The 14,580-nt window shown below is 68.8% G+C and carries 18 protein-coding genes; 2 read left to right on the top strand and 16 right to left on the bottom strand.

Annotated features, from left to right (window positions below; translation table 11 throughout):
• Positions 1-157: 157 nt before the first annotated feature.
• From ACLQ6X_RS06630 to ACLQ6X_RS06620, 3 genes are all read right to left on the bottom strand, one after another.
• Positions 158-778 (bottom strand): hypothetical protein, encoded by a 621-nt coding sequence (locus ACLQ6X_RS06630; RefSeq protein ID WP_411699382.1) that lies wholly within the window; start codon positions 776-778, stop codon positions 158-160.
• Positions 779-811: 33 nt separating this feature from the next.
• Positions 812-991: a hypothetical protein gene (locus ACLQ6X_RS06625; protein ID WP_411699381.1), complete on the bottom strand. Its 180-nt coding sequence runs from the start codon at positions 989-991 to the stop codon at positions 812-814.
• A 112-nt stretch (positions 992-1,103) separates the two neighbouring features.
• Positions 1,104-1,244, bottom strand: a complete 141-nt coding sequence (locus tag ACLQ6X_RS06620) for a hypothetical protein (protein ID WP_411699380.1) — start codon at positions 1,242-1,244, stop codon at positions 1,104-1,106.
• A gap of 24 nt (positions 1,245-1,268) precedes the next feature.
• On the opposite strand from ACLQ6X_RS06620, the gene ACLQ6X_RS06615 reads away from it, so the two are divergent.
• The gene (locus ACLQ6X_RS06615; protein WP_411699379.1) at positions 1,269-2,246 is read left to right on the top strand and encodes a pirin family protein; all 978 of its coding nucleotides are present in this window, start codon (positions 1,269-1,271) and stop codon (positions 2,244-2,246) included.
• 44 nt (positions 2,247-2,290) lie between these two features.
• Here ACLQ6X_RS06615 and lysS read toward each other — a convergent pair whose 3' ends face one another.
• From lysS to tilS, 13 genes are all read right to left on the bottom strand, one after another.
• Positions 2,291-3,781 (bottom strand): lysine--tRNA ligase, encoded by a 1,491-nt coding sequence (gene lysS, locus ACLQ6X_RS06610; protein ID WP_411699378.1) that lies wholly within the window; start codon positions 3,779-3,781, stop codon positions 2,291-2,293.
• A gap of 61 nt (positions 3,782-3,842) precedes the next feature.
• Positions 3,843-4,682 (bottom strand): pantoate--beta-alanine ligase, encoded by an 840-nt coding sequence (panC, locus tag ACLQ6X_RS06605; protein WP_411699377.1) that lies wholly within the window; start codon positions 4,680-4,682, stop codon positions 3,843-3,845.
• 161 nt (positions 4,683-4,843) lie between these two features.
• Complete coding sequence (locus ACLQ6X_RS06600) at positions 4,844-5,548, bottom strand: Rossmann-like and DUF2520 domain-containing protein (protein WP_411699376.1); 705 nt, start codon at positions 5,546-5,548, stop codon at positions 4,844-4,846.
• The gene (locus ACLQ6X_RS06595) at positions 5,545-7,086 is read right to left on the bottom strand and encodes a PH domain-containing protein (RefSeq protein ID WP_411699375.1); all 1,542 of its coding nucleotides are present in this window, start codon (positions 7,084-7,086) and stop codon (positions 5,545-5,547) included. Before ACLQ6X_RS06595 ends, ACLQ6X_RS06600 begins: the two co-directional genes overlap by 4 nt.
• Positions 7,083-7,568, bottom strand: a complete 486-nt coding sequence (locus ACLQ6X_RS06590; protein WP_411699374.1) for a PH domain-containing protein — start codon at positions 7,566-7,568, stop codon at positions 7,083-7,085. Before ACLQ6X_RS06590 ends, ACLQ6X_RS06595 begins: the two co-directional genes overlap by 4 nt.
• Entirely contained in the window at positions 7,565-8,044 is a 480-nt protein-coding gene (locus tag ACLQ6X_RS06585; protein WP_411699373.1) for a DUF3180 domain-containing protein, read from the bottom strand. The genes ACLQ6X_RS06590 and ACLQ6X_RS06585 overlap by 4 nt, the downstream gene beginning before the upstream one ends.
• Complete coding sequence (gene folK, locus ACLQ6X_RS06580) at positions 8,041-8,577, bottom strand: 2-amino-4-hydroxy-6-hydroxymethyldihydropteridine diphosphokinase (protein WP_411699372.1); 537 nt, start codon at positions 8,575-8,577, stop codon at positions 8,041-8,043. The genes ACLQ6X_RS06585 and folK overlap by 4 nt, the downstream gene beginning before the upstream one ends.
• Positions 8,574-8,945 carry a dihydroneopterin aldolase gene (gene folB / locus ACLQ6X_RS06575; RefSeq protein WP_411699371.1) on the bottom strand — a complete coding sequence of 124 codons (372 nt, stop codon included), beginning with the start codon at positions 8,943-8,945 and terminating at the stop codon, positions 8,574-8,576. The genes folK and folB overlap by 4 nt, the downstream gene beginning before the upstream one ends.
• Positions 8,942-9,787 (bottom strand): dihydropteroate synthase, encoded by an 846-nt coding sequence (gene folP / locus ACLQ6X_RS06570; RefSeq protein WP_411699370.1) that lies wholly within the window; start codon positions 9,785-9,787, stop codon positions 8,942-8,944. The genes folB and folP overlap by 4 nt, the downstream gene beginning before the upstream one ends.
• Entirely contained in the window at positions 9,780-10,358 is a 579-nt protein-coding gene (gene folE, locus ACLQ6X_RS06565) for a GTP cyclohydrolase I FolE (protein ID WP_411699369.1), read from the bottom strand. Before folE ends, folP begins: the two co-directional genes overlap by 8 nt.
• A 6-nt stretch (positions 10,359-10,364) precedes the next feature.
• Positions 10,365-12,371, bottom strand: coding sequence for an ATP-dependent zinc metalloprotease FtsH (gene ftsH, locus ACLQ6X_RS06560; RefSeq protein ID WP_411699383.1), 2,007 nt, complete (start codon positions 12,369-12,371; stop codon positions 10,365-10,367).
• Positions 12,372-12,575: 204 nt separating this feature from the next.
• Complete coding sequence (hpt, locus tag ACLQ6X_RS06555; RefSeq protein ID WP_411699368.1) at positions 12,576-13,127, bottom strand: hypoxanthine phosphoribosyltransferase; 552 nt, start codon at positions 13,125-13,127, stop codon at positions 12,576-12,578.
• Between the two features lie 17 nt (positions 13,128-13,144).
• Entirely contained in the window at positions 13,145-14,224 is a 1,080-nt protein-coding gene (gene tilS, locus ACLQ6X_RS06550; RefSeq protein ID WP_411699367.1) for a tRNA lysidine(34) synthetase TilS, read from the bottom strand.
• 45 nt (positions 14,225-14,269) lie between these two features.
• On the opposite strand from tilS, the gene ACLQ6X_RS06545 reads away from it, so the two are divergent.
• Positions 14,270-14,580, top strand: a 311-nt coding sequence (locus tag ACLQ6X_RS06545; protein ID WP_411699366.1) for an inorganic diphosphatase, incomplete at its 3' end; no start/stop codon positions are given.

Genomic DNA, 14,580 nt, shown 5'->3' with positions numbered 1-14,580 from the left:
TGCGGCTTTCCGAACCTTTGGGGTGACGAGTGATTACTCTACGTGCGCCACGCCACCTCGGCAAAGCACCACACATCCCGGGCGTGTCGCACCACCCGCCACACCCCCGCAACCCCCCGTTCACCTGGGGTTGACGCCGTCTGTAGCGTCCGGGCGGCTAGAAGTCGAAGCCCCCGCCGAAGTCGCCGCCGCCGCCGAAGTCGCCCCCGCCGAAATCGCCGCCGCCGCCCGAGTCGCCGCCAGCGCTGGCGTCCGAGCCGGAATCGGCGCTGTCAGCCGACGCGTCGGAGGAAGAGTCGCCCGAGGCATCCGATGATCCATCGTCCATGGGCATAAAGGCGCTCACCAGGGCCGACCCGATGACGTATCCCGCCACCGTGCCGAGCAGGGAGCTCGCGACCATGCTGCCGAAGCCCATGCCGCCGCCACCGCCCGACATGGAGCGTTCCATCGTGCCGGGCTGGCGCAGTTCGGAGCGGGTGGCCGAGGTGGCCAGCGCCGCGGCGTCGCTCGACCGGGGAGCGTCACCGTGCGGGGCGTTCTTGCTCAGCTCGGTGAAGAGCAGCTCGCGCTGCTCAGGGGAGAGCTTGGAGAAGGCTTCGCGATGCACGCTCTCGATGGTCTCGGGCGGTGCGGTGCGGAGAAGGTAGCGATAACGCTCGACCGCGATCTCGTCGTCGGTGCGTCCGTCACGCCGGGCGGGCTGCTGACGCTGCTCGCGTTGCTGCTGCTCGCTGTCGTCGGTGTTGGATCCGAACAGCCGGTCAAAGAAGCCCATGAGGGTGTCCCTTCAGTCTGCGAGCTCTGCCGGTTACTCGGCAGCGCGTTCCGCGTCGAACTTGGCCCGTTCCTGCGCCTCGATCTCGTTGTAGACCTTGCGCTCCGTGCGGTCGGCTCGAAAGATCGACCGCATGACGAACCAGAAGATGAGTCCGATCAGAACGGTCGGTGCGAGGGAGTAGGCGGCATTCGCCCAGAAGTTTTCGAGCACGGATACAGAGTACGTCGTCTTGCTAGCGGACAACCGTGATGACGGCAATCACAGCGATGATTCCCAGCAGGGCGGTCGTCATGATGAGTCGGGAGGTGCGGCGGGTCATCGATCAGCCTTTCGCGATGATGCCCGTGATACCGGTGATCAGCGTGTAGGCGCCGACACAGCCGACCACGACCCAGATGGCGACGCGACCGAGCGACGTTTCCTTCTTCTTCTTTTCTTCGCCAGGAAGCTTGAGATCGCTCATGAGGCACGAGTTTACGCTTATTGCATGAGCAACCTCGAAAAGGAGCCGCCCGAGGTCGAGCTGGACTCCGGGCCGCGGGCGACGGATTCCGTCGACATCCTCGAGCCGCGCGACGTGCCGCTCGGCGGGCCCCGCGCGATGACCGTGCGGCGCACCCTGCCCCAGCGTCACCGCTCGCTCATCGGCGCCTGGTGTTTCGTCGACCACTACGGGCCCGACCTCGTGGCCGACCGCGGCGGGATGGTGGTGCCGCCGCATCCGCACACAGGCCTTCAGACCGTGAGCTGGCTCTTCGCCGGCGAAATCGACCATCGCGACAGCGTAGGAAGCCACGCCCCGGTGCGCGTGGGCGAGCTGAACCTCATGACCGCGGGCAGCGGCATCGCCCATTCCGAGGTGTCGACGGATGCGACCACCGTTCTGCACGGCGCCCAGCTCTGGCTCGCGCTGCCCGACGCGTCCCGGCACACCGCACCCGCGTTCGAGCACTACGCACCGCCGGCGGTCGAGTTCGGCGGCGCAACCATCCGCGTCTTCCTCGGGTCGCTCGCGGGCAGAACCTCCCCCGCTCTCGCGTTCAGCCCGATCGTCGGGGCGCAGATCGACCTGGCGCCGCACGCGTCGGTCGAGCTGCCGGTCGATGCCGGGTTCGAGCACGGCGTGCTGCTCGACACGGGTTCGCTCACGGTCGACGGCGAGCACGTTCCGGCCGCCCACCTCGCCTATCGCAAGCCGGGTTCGGGGGTGCTGCGCCTCGAGGCCGGGCGCGACGGCGCGCGCCTGTTGCTCATCGGTGGCCTGCCCTTCGGCGAGAGCATCATCATGTGGTGGAACTTCATCGGCCGCACGCACGACGAGATCGTGCGCTTCCGTGAGCAGTGGCAGACGGATGTCGTGGGCGGCGTTCGCGACGACGGTCGCTTCGGCATCGTAGCCGGGTACCCGGGCCGGCCGTTGCCGGCGCCCGAGTTGCCCGGGGTGCGGCTGAAGCCCCGCGGCTAGGGTCTCGATACGGTCGCTGCGCGACCTACTCGACCAGCTCGCTTCTACTTGACGAGCGGGAAGAGGATCGTCTCGCGGATGCCCAGGCCGGTAATCGCCATGAGGAGGCGGTCGATGCCCATGCCCATTCCGCCCGACGGCGGCATGCCGTGCTCGAGAGCGCGCAAGAACTCCTCGTCGAGGCGCATGGCCTCGAGGTCGCCCTTGCTCGCGAGCAGCGCCTGCTCGACGAAACGCTCGCGCTGCACGACGGGGTCGACGAGCTCGGAGTAGCCGGTCGCCAGCTCGAAGCCGCGGATGTAGAGGTCCCATTTCTCGACCACGCCGGCCTTGCTGCGGTGCGCGCGCACGAGCGGGCTGGTCTCGACCGGGAAGTCCATGACGAAGGTCGGGCGTACGAGCGACTCCTTCACGAAGTGCTCCCACAGCTCCTCCACGTACTTGCCGTGGTTCGCGAGGTGCACCTCGACGCCCTCCCTCTCGGCGAGCGCGGTGAGCTCGTCGAGCGGGGTCTCGGGCGTTATCGAAATGCCGGATGCCTCGGAAAGGGACTCGTACATCGAGATGCGATCCCAGTCGCCTCCGAGATCGAAGGCCGTGCCATCCGCCCACTGCACTGTCGTCGACCCGCTCACGGCGATCGCCGCATTCTGGATCATCTCCTGCGTCAGGTCTGCGATCTGGTTGTAGTCGCCGTAGGCCTGGTAGGCCTCGAGCATGGCGAACTCGGGCGAGTGCGTCGAGTCGGCGCCCTCGTTGCGGAAGTTGCGGTTGATTTCGAAGACCCGGTCGATACCGCCGACGACGGCGCGCTTGAGGAAGAGCTCTGGCGCGATGCGCAGGAAGAGCTCGGTGTCGAAGGCGTTCGAGTGCGTGACGAAGGGGCGGGCGGATGCACCGCCGTGCATCGTCTGCAGCATGGGGGTCTCGACCTCGAGGTACTCGTGCTTGGCGAACGTGTCGCGCAGGCTGGCGTTGACCTTGGCGCGGGCCTGCACGACGAAGCGGGCCTGCTCGCGCACGATGAGGTCGAGGTAGCGGCTGCGCACGCGGGCCTCGTCGCTGAGCTCGGAGTGCAGGTTGGGCAGCGGCAGGATCGCCTTGGCCGCGATCTGCCAGTCGCTGACCATGATCGACAGCTCGCCGCGGCGGCTCGAGATGACCTCACCGGAGACGAATACGTGGTCGCCGAGGTCGACGAGGTCCTTCCAGCGCTGCAGGGATTCGTCACCCACCTCGCCGAGGCTCACCATGGCCTGGATGCGCTGGCCGTCGCCCGCCTGCAGGCTCGCGAAGCAGAGCTTGCCGGTGTTGCGCGAGTGCACGACGCGGCCAGCAAGGCCGACGACCTCGCCGGTCGTGGCGTCGGTCTCGAGGTTCGCGAAACGCTCGCGCACCTTCGCGATCGTCGAGGTGATCGGCACGGAGACCGGGTAGGCCTCACCCTCGGCCAGCAGACGGTCGCGCTTGGCGAGCCGGATCAGCTTCTGTTCGCTCAGTTCTTCGGCGGTCAGTTCGGCGTCGTGCTCGGTCAATGGGTCTCCTGGCGCTGCGGTGGTCAACGCTCCATGGTAGCCGGGGCGCCGTGTGGCGGCTTCAGCCGCCGAGGTGGATGAGCTCGTTGTCGATCAGGCGGGTGTCGCCGACCCGCGCGGCGACGAGCACGCGGGCCTTGCCGCGGTAGCCGTCGTCTACTGGCAGGAAGGTGTCGGGGCTCACGACGCTGAGGTAGTCGAGGCGCACGAGGTTCTCGCCCATGAGCACCGACTGCGCTGCGGCGAGAACGGCGTCGATGCCGCGGTCGCCGCTCGACTGCGCCGCCTCGAGGGCGGTCGACAGCGCGAGGGCGGCACGCTTCTCGCGCTCATCGAGGTAGCGGTTGCGGCTGGAGAGCGCGAGGCCGCTCGCTTCGCGCACCGTCTGCACGACCTCGACCGAGCTGGCCACGTTGAGGTCGGCGACCATGCGCTGCACGAGGAACACCTGCTGCGCATCCTTCTGGCCGAAGAGCACGAACGCCGGACGCACGATGCCGAGCAGCTTGGCCACGACGGTGAGCATGCCGTCGAAGTGGCCGGGGCGCGAGCGTCCCTCGTAGAGGGTGCCGACGTGGCCGGCGGTGACCTTGGTCTCGCTCGACCCGGTCGGGTACATCTCGGCGACGCTCGGCGCGAAGACGAACTCGACGCCGGCGGCCTCGAGCTTCGCCAGGTCGTCGGCGAGGGTGCGCGGGTAGGTGTCGAGGTCTTCGGACGGGCCGAACTGCAGCGGGTTCACGAAGATGGAGACCACGACGGTCTCGGCGAGCTCGGTCGCCCGGGCGACGAGCGCGAGATGCCCCTCGTGCAGCGCGCCCATCGTGGGGACGAGGGCGACGGTGCGGCCCTCCAGCGCGGCGCGGAGTTCGGCGATCGTCTCGACGACGGTGACGGGCACGGTGGAACTCCTCGGTGCTGGGGGATGCCGGCCGAAACGGCCGACTACCGATGCTACTCGCGGCAGTAGCAACGCGTGTCTGCGGTGTTCTGGGACAAACGCGCAGGGGCGCCGGTGCGCAGACGTCCCAGGATTGCGCGGACACCGGCGCAGCGGCCGCGCTATTCGAGGAAGCGCTCGGGCGGGGTGACGCCCTGCAGCGCGGTCTCCACCGACGAGCGCACGAGCGGGCCGAGGAACCGGCCGGGTGCGTCGCACCCGACGCCCGCGAGGATGCCGACCGCCTGCCCGACGATCGCGGCCGAGAAGCTGGTGGCCGTCTCGATCGCCTCGGCGTAGGCCGCCCGGTCGGCCTCGGCCACGATGATCGGCTCCGCGCCCATCTCGACGACGAGCGCCTGGCCGATCGGGTGCACGGGGGTGGGCGACGTGACCGCCGCGTAGCTCTCGCTGAGCCGCACGAGGTCGAGGCTGGTTCCGGTGAAGACCATGGCCGGATGCACCGCGAGGGGGATCACGCCGGCGGCGGTCGCGGGGGCGAGCACCCTGGTGCCGAATCCGGGAGCGGTGTGCAGAACGAGCTGTCCCGGCTGCCAGGCGCCGACGGCCGCCAGCCCGGCGACGAGCGACTCGAGCTGGTCGCTCGGCACGGCGAGGATGACGAGTTCGCTGCGTTCGATCAGCGCGGGGATCTCGAGGATCGGAACGCCGGGCAGCATCGCCTCGGCGCGGTCGATGCTGTCTTGCGACGTCGCCGAGATGCCGACGATGGCGTGGCCGGCGCCCGCGAGCGCCGCACCCAGCACGGGACCTACCCGGCCGGCACCGATGATGCCGACGCCGAGACGTCCGGACGGGCCGCTCACGGCGCGACCTCGCCCGAGCGCCAGCGATGACTCGTATCGGCGGACGACGATGAGATCGCGGCATCCGCCACTTCTCTGAAGAAGAGAACCGCCTGCGCGCTGTCCACGGCGGACAGCGCGGGGGTGATCGGTCCGGACACGGTGTGCACGCGGAGCGAGGCGAGACGCATCGAGCGGAAGACCGGCCCCTGGCTGATCGCGACGCTCTGCATGCGCGCCTCGGGCACGATCGTCAGCTGGCGCCAGACCGCGCCCTGACGCAGCACGACCACGCCGGGCAGGGTCGCAAAACCGTTGCGGGGCTGCGAGAACCAGAGGTACCAGCGCGCGCGCTTCGGGGAATTGACGAAGCCGTCGTCGCCGCCCTTCGAGCTCATGCCGCGTTCGAACAGCGCGACCGAGTCGGCGTCGACGTGGTCGGGCAGAACGAGGGCGAGCACCTTGCGCACGTCGTCGAGGTTGCCGACCGGCAGGATCGTGGTGTTCGCCTGCCCCGCGGCGCCCTTCGCCGACGACGTGGAGGCACGGTTGACCTTGATCTCCCACCATCCCGCCGGGCGCCAGAGCAGCGGCTGGGTGACCTGGATCGAGTGGATGCGGCCGGGCGGCAGCGTCTCATTGCTCGTGGAGAGGAGTCCGAAGCCGATGCGCACGCCGTCGGGGGTTCCCGCGATGCTGTAGCGCAGCGACCGGGTGAACCGCGTGATGTAGAAGCTGCCGGTGCCGATCAGGGTGGGCAGCACGCCGATGAGGAAGAGGTACGAGCCGGTGGCCGCGACGCCCCACGCGATGCCGACGATGAGCAGCACCACGAAGATGCTGAACCCGCTGAGCAGCAGGGAGCCGATGAGTCGGCCGGTGTGCATCTGCACGACCGACTCCGGCGGCGCGAGCTCGGGGTCGCGCTCCGGCGCGAGCAGCTCGGAGACGCGCTGGTCGATGAGCTGGGAGACGGCGGCGGTACGCGGAACCGGTGCGCCGTTGCTGTCGAGCTGCACCTCGGGCACCTGCGCCTCGGCGACCCGGGTGCCCGACGCGAGGCGGAGGATCTCGCGGCGCAGTTCGTCGGCCGCCACGGAGGCGAGATAGTCGAGCCTGATGTTCGCGTCCTGGCCGGCGACGTTGACCTCGAGGCGGGCGGCCCCGAAGATGCGCGCGAAGAGGGGCCGGGAGATGTTGATGCCCTGGATGCGGTCGAGGCGTCCTTTGCGGTTGCGGCGGAACACGATGCCGCTGCGCACCTCCACCACCTCGTCGGTGATACGGAACGTGTTCATGCGCCACGACAGGTAGTACCCCACCACCACGAGCCCCAGGCCGACGAGCAGCGCGAGCACGGCGAGCCAGAAGAACTCGCTCTCGTAGAGCCAGACGAGCGGCTCGCCGTTGTGGCCGTCGCCGCCGAGCACGATGTCGATCAGGATGTCGCGGATGTTGTAGAGCAGAAAGCCGATGATGGCCACGAAGGTGATGCCGCCGCGCAGCAGTGGTGTGAGCGGGTGGAGGTGGTGCCACTCCCCGTCGGTGAAGCGGGTCACAGGCCGGCCCTTCGGCTCTCGGCCAGGGCGACGAGGCGGTCTCTCAACTCCTCGGCATCTGCTTCGGGGAGGCCGGGGATGACGACGCCGGTCGCGGCGGCCGCGGTCACGAACTTGAGTTCGCTGAGGCCGAGCATGCGGTCGAGGGGCCCGCGGTTGATGTCGACGAGCTGCATGCGGCCGTAGGGGACGGCGACGAAACGCTGGTACAGGATGCCGCGGCGGAAGAGCACGTCGTCGTCGCGCAGCTGGTACCCGATCGCCCGCACGCGGCGGGGCGTGAGGGCGATCGTGAACACGAACACCACCGCGAGGGCCGCGACGATCCACCAGAGCCAGGCGATCGAGACGAAGTAGGCGACGGCCGCGCCGGCACCGACCATGATGACGGCGAACACGATGTAGCCGACGACGTCGACGACTATGTAGCGAGGCGAGACCCGGCGCCAGCTGACTTCCGGCAGTTCGAGGCGATCGGTCACACGTGGTCCTGACTGGCGGGGAGCTGGGTGGGATCGTCGTCGCTCGGGGGCAGGGTGCACATCTTCTCGGCGATGAGCCCGCCCACGAGCAATACGAGCGCGGCGACCACGGTTGCGATCGCCAATGCGAGCGAGCTTACCGGCGGGATCACCGACCGGGTGAGCAGAAAGACCAACACCGCTACGGCGCCGCCGCCGAGCAGCGCGCCGGTGAGGCTCGACGCCTTCGCCAGCACGACGGCGCGGGTCGCGTAGAACGGGTCGACCCGGGTCTTCGCCGTGCCCCGCACCACCCGGAACACGGGCCACGCCAGAACCACGACGATGATGCCGATGAGCGCGAGCGCCGCGGCGAGGGTCACCGGCGGGATGAACGCGGCGCGACCGCTCGCCACCAGTGCGGTCTCGAGGAACCAGCCGGCGGCGGCCCCGAACACCGTCATCAGCAGCAGCATGGTCGGGCGGGTGCGCGTCATAGCAGCGGCCTCGCGGGATAGGGGCGAACGGCGTCGCCGGTGGCGGCGGGCAGCCGGTCGACGCGGCCGTGATCGCCAAGGGTCGCGCCGGGCTCGATCTCGAGCCACGGGACCAGCACGAACGCGCGTTGCGCGGCGCGCGGATGCGGGAGGGTGACCCGGTCGGTGTCGACCCGCAGGCCGCCCATGTCGACGATGTCGACGTCGAGCGTGCGGTCGCCCCAGCGTTGCTCGCGCACGCGCCCGTGGTCGTGCTCGATCACGTTGAGTGCGGAAAGGAGGGCGTCGGGGTCGAGGGTCGAGCGGATCGCGACGACGGCGTTCAGGTAGGCCGGCGCCGTCTCGTCGACACCGTCGAGCTTCACCGCGGCGCTCTCGACGAGCGAGGACGCGGCGAGCACCGTCACGCCCTCGATCCGTGCGATCTCGGCGACCGCCTCCCGGATGGTCGCCTCACGGTCGCCGAGGTTGCTGCCGAGCGAGAGAACCGCGGGCAGCTCGACCCGCAGGCGCTGCTGACGGATCCCGGTCACGCGCGTGACCTCGTGATCGTCACGGCGACGTCGTCGAACGGCACGGTGATGGGGGCGCTCGGCTTGTGCACGGTCACCGTGACGAGCTGGGCGGCACGGTGCGCGAGCACGACCTGGGCGATGCGCTCGGCCACCGTCTCGATGAGGTCGACGGGGTCGCGTTCCACGGCGACCACGATCTCTTCCGCGAGTTCGCCGTAGTGGATGGTGAGCCCGAGGTCGTCGCTCGCGGCGGCGGCGGCGAAGTCGAGCGACACCGTGACGTCGAGCACGAAGACCTGGCCGTCGCGGCGCTCGTTCTCGAAGACACCGTGGAAAGCGGATGCCCGCAGCCCGGTCAGGGAGATCTGATCGAGGGGGCGCGTCACTCGGTCGCCCCCTTTTCCCACGCGGTCCAGACCGCGAGGGCGGCCTTGGTGGTCTCGACGTCGTGCACCCGCACGCCCCAGACCCCGGCCTGTGCGGCGAGGGCGCTGATCACCGCGGTGGCGGGGTCGCGGTCGTCGGTCGTCGCATCGCCGGGCAGCAGGTCGGCGAGGAATCGCTTGCGGGACGCGCCGATGAGCACGGGGTAGCCGAGGCTCTCGAGCCGGTCGAGGTTGCCGAGCAGCTTCCAGTTGTGGGTGCTCGTCTTGGCGAACCCGAGCCCGGGGTCGATGACGATGCGGCGCTCGTCGACGCCCCACACGATGAGCTCGGCGACGCGACGTTGAATCTCGGTGCGCACGTCGCCGACGACCTCGTTGTAGGTGGCGAGGTCGTTCATGTTCTCGCCGTGACCGCGCCAGTGCGACACGATGTAGTCCGCGTCGAGCGCGGCCACGGTGCGGAACATCTCCGGGTCGGCCATACCGCCGGAGACGTCGTTGATCACCGCTGCGCCGGCCTCGACGGCGAGCCGCGCGGTGGACGAGTTGAGCGTGTCGATGCTGACCCGGATGCCACGATCACTGAGCTCCCGCACGACCGGCAGCACGCGCCGCTGCTCTTCGTCGGGTGCGACGCGCACCGCGCCGGGCCGCGTCGACTCGCCGCCCACGTCGATGATGTCGGCACCCTGCTCGTGCAGGGCGGCCCCGTGTGCGATCGCGTCGTCGACGGAGTCGTACCGTCCGCCGTCGCTGAACGAGTCGGGTGTCACGTTGAGAATGCCCATGATGCGCGGGCGCGGTCGCGCCGTTCTGCGAACCAGGACCATGTCGTTATTCACGGATGCCGCCTCCGATCAGCGAAATGATCTCCGCTCGAGAACTAGTTTCGCTCAGGGTTCCGCGGCTCGCCAGAGTGACGGTTGAACTGCTGCCCTGGCGCGGCCCGCGCATCGTGACGCACTGGTGCGCGGCGTCGAGCACCACGAGCACACCCAGCGGGGCGAGACCGGTCTGGATCGCGTCGGCGATCTCCTCGCCGAGCCGTTCCTGCAACTGCGGGCGGTCGGCCAGTGTCTCGACGACGTGGGCGAGACTGCCGAGCCCGACGACCTTCTGGTCGGGGACGTAGGCGACGTGGGCGGTGCCGATGAACGGCAGCAGGTGGTGTTCGCAGACGGAGCGGAACCGGATGTCACGGACGATCACCACCTCGCCGAGCTCACCGGCCTCGAGGTCGACCGCTTCGGCCAGATGGCTGAGCGGGTCGACGGCGAGACCGGAGAAGAACTCTGCGTAAGCGGCGGCGACGCGTTTCGGCGTCGCCAGCAGTCCTGGCCGGGTGACGTCTTCACCGATGGCCGCAAGGATCTCGGCGACCGCCGCCTCGATGCGTCGGGTGTCGATGGCCACGGAGACCTAGGCTGTCGCGATGCCGGGGGTCTTGCGCGGGCGCGGTGTGCGCTTCGGCTCCGACGGCGGCTCGGAGTCGACTCCGCCGTCGACGACCTCGGGGTCGATCGGCAGCTTCGACGGCACCTTCACGGGAGGACGGTCGGAGAGCGGGCGGTTCGTGCTGGAGAGCCACTGCGGGCGTTCCGGCAGCTTCTCGAGCCCCACGAAGATCTCGGCCAGCTGATTGTGGTCGAGCGTCTCCTTCTCGAGCAGCTCGCTTGCGAGGCGGTCGAGAACGTCGCGGTTGGTGTTGAGCACCTGCCACGCCTCGTCGTGTGCCTGTTCGATCAGCACACGCACCTCGGCGTCGATGACGCGAGCGATGTCATCCGAATAATCTCTGCTCGCGCCCATGTCGCGCCCCAGGAAGGGCTCGCCCGCGGTGAGTCCGAGCTTGACCGATCCGACGACCGAGCTCATTCCGTACTCGGTGACCATGCGGCGTGCGATCGACGTGGCCTTCTCGATGTCGTTCGATGCACCCGTGGTCGGGTCGTGGAAGACGATCTCTTCGGCGACGCGGCCGCCCATGGCGTAGGCGAGCTGGTCGAGCAGTTCGTTGCGGGTGACGGAGTACTTGTCTTCGAGCGGCAGCACCATCGTGTAGCCGAGGGCACGGCCGCGGGGAAGGATCGTGACCTTGGTTACGGGGTCGGTGTTGCGCATGCTCGCCGCAGCGAGAGCGTGGCCGCCCTCATGGTAGGCGGTGATGAGCTTCTCTTTGTCGTTCATCAGGCGGGTGCGGCGCTGCGGGCCGGCCATCACCCGGTCGACGGCCTCGTCGAGGGCGCGGTTGTCGATGAGCTGGGCGTTGCTGCGGGCGGTGAGCAGGGCGGCCTCGTTGAGCACGTTGGCGAGGTCGGCGCCGGTGAAGCCGGGCGTCTTGCGCGCGAGCACTTCGAGGTCGACGCCCTTGGCGAGCGGCTTGCCCTTGCCGTGCACCTCGAGGATCTGACGACGGCCCTGGAGGTCGGGGGCGTCGACGCCGATCTGGCGGTCGAAGCGGCCGGGGCGCAACAGCGCGGGGTCGAGCACGTCGGGTCGGTTCGTCGCGGCGATGAGGATGACGTTCGTCTTGACGTCGAAGCCGTCCATCTCGACGAGCAGCTGGTTGAGCGTCTGCTCGCGCTCGTCGTTTCCGCCGCCGACACCGGCGCCGCGGTGGCGGCCGACGGCGTCGATCTCGTCGATGAAGATGATCGCGGGCGAGTTGTCTTTCGCCTGTTGGAACAGGTCGCGCACGCGGCTCGCGCCGACGCCGACAAACATCTCGACGAAGTCGGAACCCGAGATCGTGTAGAACGGCACTCCGGCCTCGCCGGCTACGGCGCGGGCGAGCAGGGTCTTACCGGTTCCGGGAGGGCCGTAGAGCAGGACGCCCTTGGGGATGCGGGCTCCGACGGCCAGGAACTTGGCCGGGTCTTTCAGGAAGTCTTTGATCTCTTCGAGCTCTTCGATGGCCTCGTCTGCTCCGGCGACATCGGCGAAGGTGACCTTGGGGCTCTCCTTGCCGACGAGCTTGGCCTTCGACTTGCCGAACTGCATGACCTTGGAGCCGCCGCCCTGCATGCGCCCGATGAGGAAGTAGAAGATGACGCCGATGATGAGGAACGGGAGCAGGATGCTGAGCAGCGACGCGAAGAAGTTCGTCTGCGGAACCTCGTCGGTGTAGTCCTTGATGTTGGCGGCGGTGACCGCCTCGACGACCTCGGGCCCACGCGGTGCGACGTAGTAGAACTGCACCTGGGTGCCCTGGTCGCCGTCGGCCTTGGTGAGGGTGAGGTCGACGCGCTGTTCGCCGTCGACGATCTTCGCCGACTCGACGGTTCCGCCCTCGAGCAGCTCGAGTCCGTCTTTCACCGAGATCTCTTTGAAGCCGGAACCGGTCAGCAGGCTGGAGCCCACGATGACGGCGATGATGGCGACGACGATGTAGACGATCGGGCCGCGAAAAATGCGCTTGAAGTCCATGATGTTCCGGGCAGAGACGCCCAGCACCTTCCTGCTGAAGAAATGTAAGGTCAGGCTACTGCCTTGGCGCTGGATGGCTGCTGCATGTTCGCCGAAGGCGGACCTAGGCGCTTCGTCGAAGGCGGATCATAGGCGCAACGCCATGGGCGCACGCTGGTCGAGCTTGTCGAGACCCGCACTGATTTCGACAGGCTCAATCCGCGACTAGGCGTAGACGTGCGGCGCGAGCACCGCGATGCCGCGCAGGTTGCGGTACTGCTCGGCGAAGTCGAGGCCGTAACCGACGACGAACGCGTTGGGGATCTGGAAGCCCTCGTACTTCACGTCGACGACGACCTTGGCCGCTTCCGGCTTGCGCAGCAGAGCGCAGATCTCGACGGATGCCGCGCCCCGGGTCTCGAGGTTGGCGCGCAGCCAGGAGAGGGTCAGGCCGGAGTCGATGATGTCTTCGACGATGAGCACGTGACGCCCGTGGAGGTCGGTGTCGAGGTCCTTCAGGATGCGCACGACGCCGGAGGACTGCGTGCCGGAACCGTACGAGGAGACCGCCATCCAGTCCATCTCGATGGGGATGGTGAGTTCGCGGGCGAGGTCGGCCATGACCATCACCGCGCCGCGCAGCACACCGACCAGCAGCACCTTCTCGCCCGCGTAGTCCACTTCGATGCGCCGGGAGAGTTCGGCGATCTTCTCGTGGATTTGTTGCTCGGTGTAGAGAACCTCCGCGATATCGTTCTCGACGTCACTGAATTCCATGGGGGTTCCGTTCGTATCTAGGGCCGGGCCGCGCTGAAGACCAGCAGCCCGTCGCGCCGTTCAACCCTAACGCCCGGCAGGTCGAGGGCCGATTGGCCGTGCCAGTCGGTGACGAGCCTGGCGACCTCGAGCGTGTGGGCGCGGCTCAGCGAGACGTGGAATTCGCTCTGCACCGCGAGCCGGATCAGCCGCTGGCGCAGCGCGGGCGGGTTGGCCTCGAGCGCACGCACGGGCAGCGAGATGCCGGCCTCGGCGATGTCGGCCAGCTCTTCGGCGATCTCCTCGGCGAAGTGGTCGAGCGCATCGGAGTCTTCGCGCAACTGCTCGGCGGTGCGGGCGAGCGCCTCGGCGATGCCCGGGCCGAGCTCGCGCTCGAGCAGGGGAAGCACGCTCGTGCGCACCCGCACGCGGGCGAACGCACCGTCGTCGTTCTGGGGGTCGGCCCACGGTTCGAGACCGGAGTCGGCGCAGAACCGTTCGGTCTGGGAGCGACGGATGCCCAGCAGGGGTCGCGAGTACAGTGCGGTTCTCGCCGCCATGCCCTGCAGGCTCGCCGCCCCGCTGCCGCGTGCGAGGCCGAGCAGCACGGTCTCGGCCTGGTCGTCGAGCGTGTGTCCGAGCAGGACCATGGTGGCGCCGGTCTCGGCGGCGGCGGTGCGGAGCGCCTCGTAGCGCGCGTCGCGAGCCGCGGCCTCGGGACCGCCGGCGGTGCCCACGGCCACGGTGCGCACGAGAACCGGGTCGAGTCCGAGCTCGCCGGCCTGGCGGGCGGCGGTGGCCGCGACATCCGCGGAGCCTTCTTGTAATCCGTGGTCGACGATGACGGCGCCCGCGCGGAGTCCCGCCCTCGGCGCCTCGAACGCGACGGCCGCGGCCAGCGCGAGCGAGTCCGGCCCACCGCTGAGCGCGACGAGCACGAGCGGCCCCTGGCTGCCAAATGAAGGAGAAACCGCTGTGTCGTGACGCCTTACTGCGGATGCGCTGCCCTCCGGCTCGAATTCTCCTTCATTTGGCAGGGAGACCGGAGGCAGGGCGCCACGCACCGCGCGCCGCACGTCGGCGATGGTCGGGGTGAGTCTCGGGCGCGTTGGCTGCATCCAGTAACGTTATTGCAGCAATCAACAAACCAAGGAGCGCTAACCATGGCCGCCTACGATGCGATCATCGAAATTCCTAAGGGAAGCCGCAACAAATACGAGGTCGACCACAAGACGGGCCGGGTCTACCTGGACCGCGTGCTCTTCACCGGTTTCGTCTACCCCACCGACTACGGATTCTTCGAGAACACGCTGGGCCTCGACGGTGACCCGGTCGACGTTCTCGTGCTGCTCGACTACCCGCTGTTCCCGGGCGTCGGCGTCTCGGTGCGCCCCGTCGCCGTGTTCAACATGACCGACGACGGCGGATCCGACGCGAAGGTCATCGCGGTTCCCGCGACCGACCCGCGCTGGGC

It is taken from the genome of Conyzicola sp. (assembly GCF_046714715.1).
Classification (GTDB): Bacteria; Actinomycetota; Actinomycetes; order Actinomycetales; family Microbacteriaceae; genus Conyzicola.
Note: the sequence above shows the minus strand (reverse complement) of the source record. Positions and strands in the feature narration are given on the sequence as shown.

What these genes read in the sequence shown, in the direction of transcription:
- hpt (WP_411699368.1), bottom strand. Translation starts at nt 13,127, where the DNA reads ATGGAATTCAGTGACGTCGAGAACGATATCGCGGAGGTTCTCTACACC.
- ACLQ6X_RS06585 (WP_411699373.1), bottom strand. Translation starts at nt 8,044, where the DNA reads ATGACGCGCACCCGCCCGACCATGCTGCTGCTGATGACGGTGTTCGGG.
- ACLQ6X_RS06630 (WP_411699382.1), bottom strand. Translation starts at nt 778, where the DNA reads ATGGGCTTCTTTGACCGGCTGTTCGGATCCAACACCGACGACAGCGAG.
- tilS (WP_411699367.1), bottom strand. Translation starts at nt 14,224, where the DNA reads ATGCAGCCAACGCGCCCGAGACTCACCCCGACCATCGCCGACGTGCGG.
- ACLQ6X_RS06615 (WP_411699379.1), top strand. Translation starts at nt 1,269, where the DNA reads ATGAGCAACCTCGAAAAGGAGCCGCCCGAGGTCGAGCTGGACTCCGGG.
- ftsH (WP_411699383.1), bottom strand. Translation starts at nt 12,371, where the DNA reads ATGGACTTCAAGCGCATTTTTCGCGGCCCGATCGTCTACATCGTCGTC.
- ACLQ6X_RS06620 (WP_411699380.1), bottom strand. Translation starts at nt 1,244, where the DNA reads ATGAGCGATCTCAAGCTTCCTGGCGAAGAAAAGAAGAAGAAGGAAACG.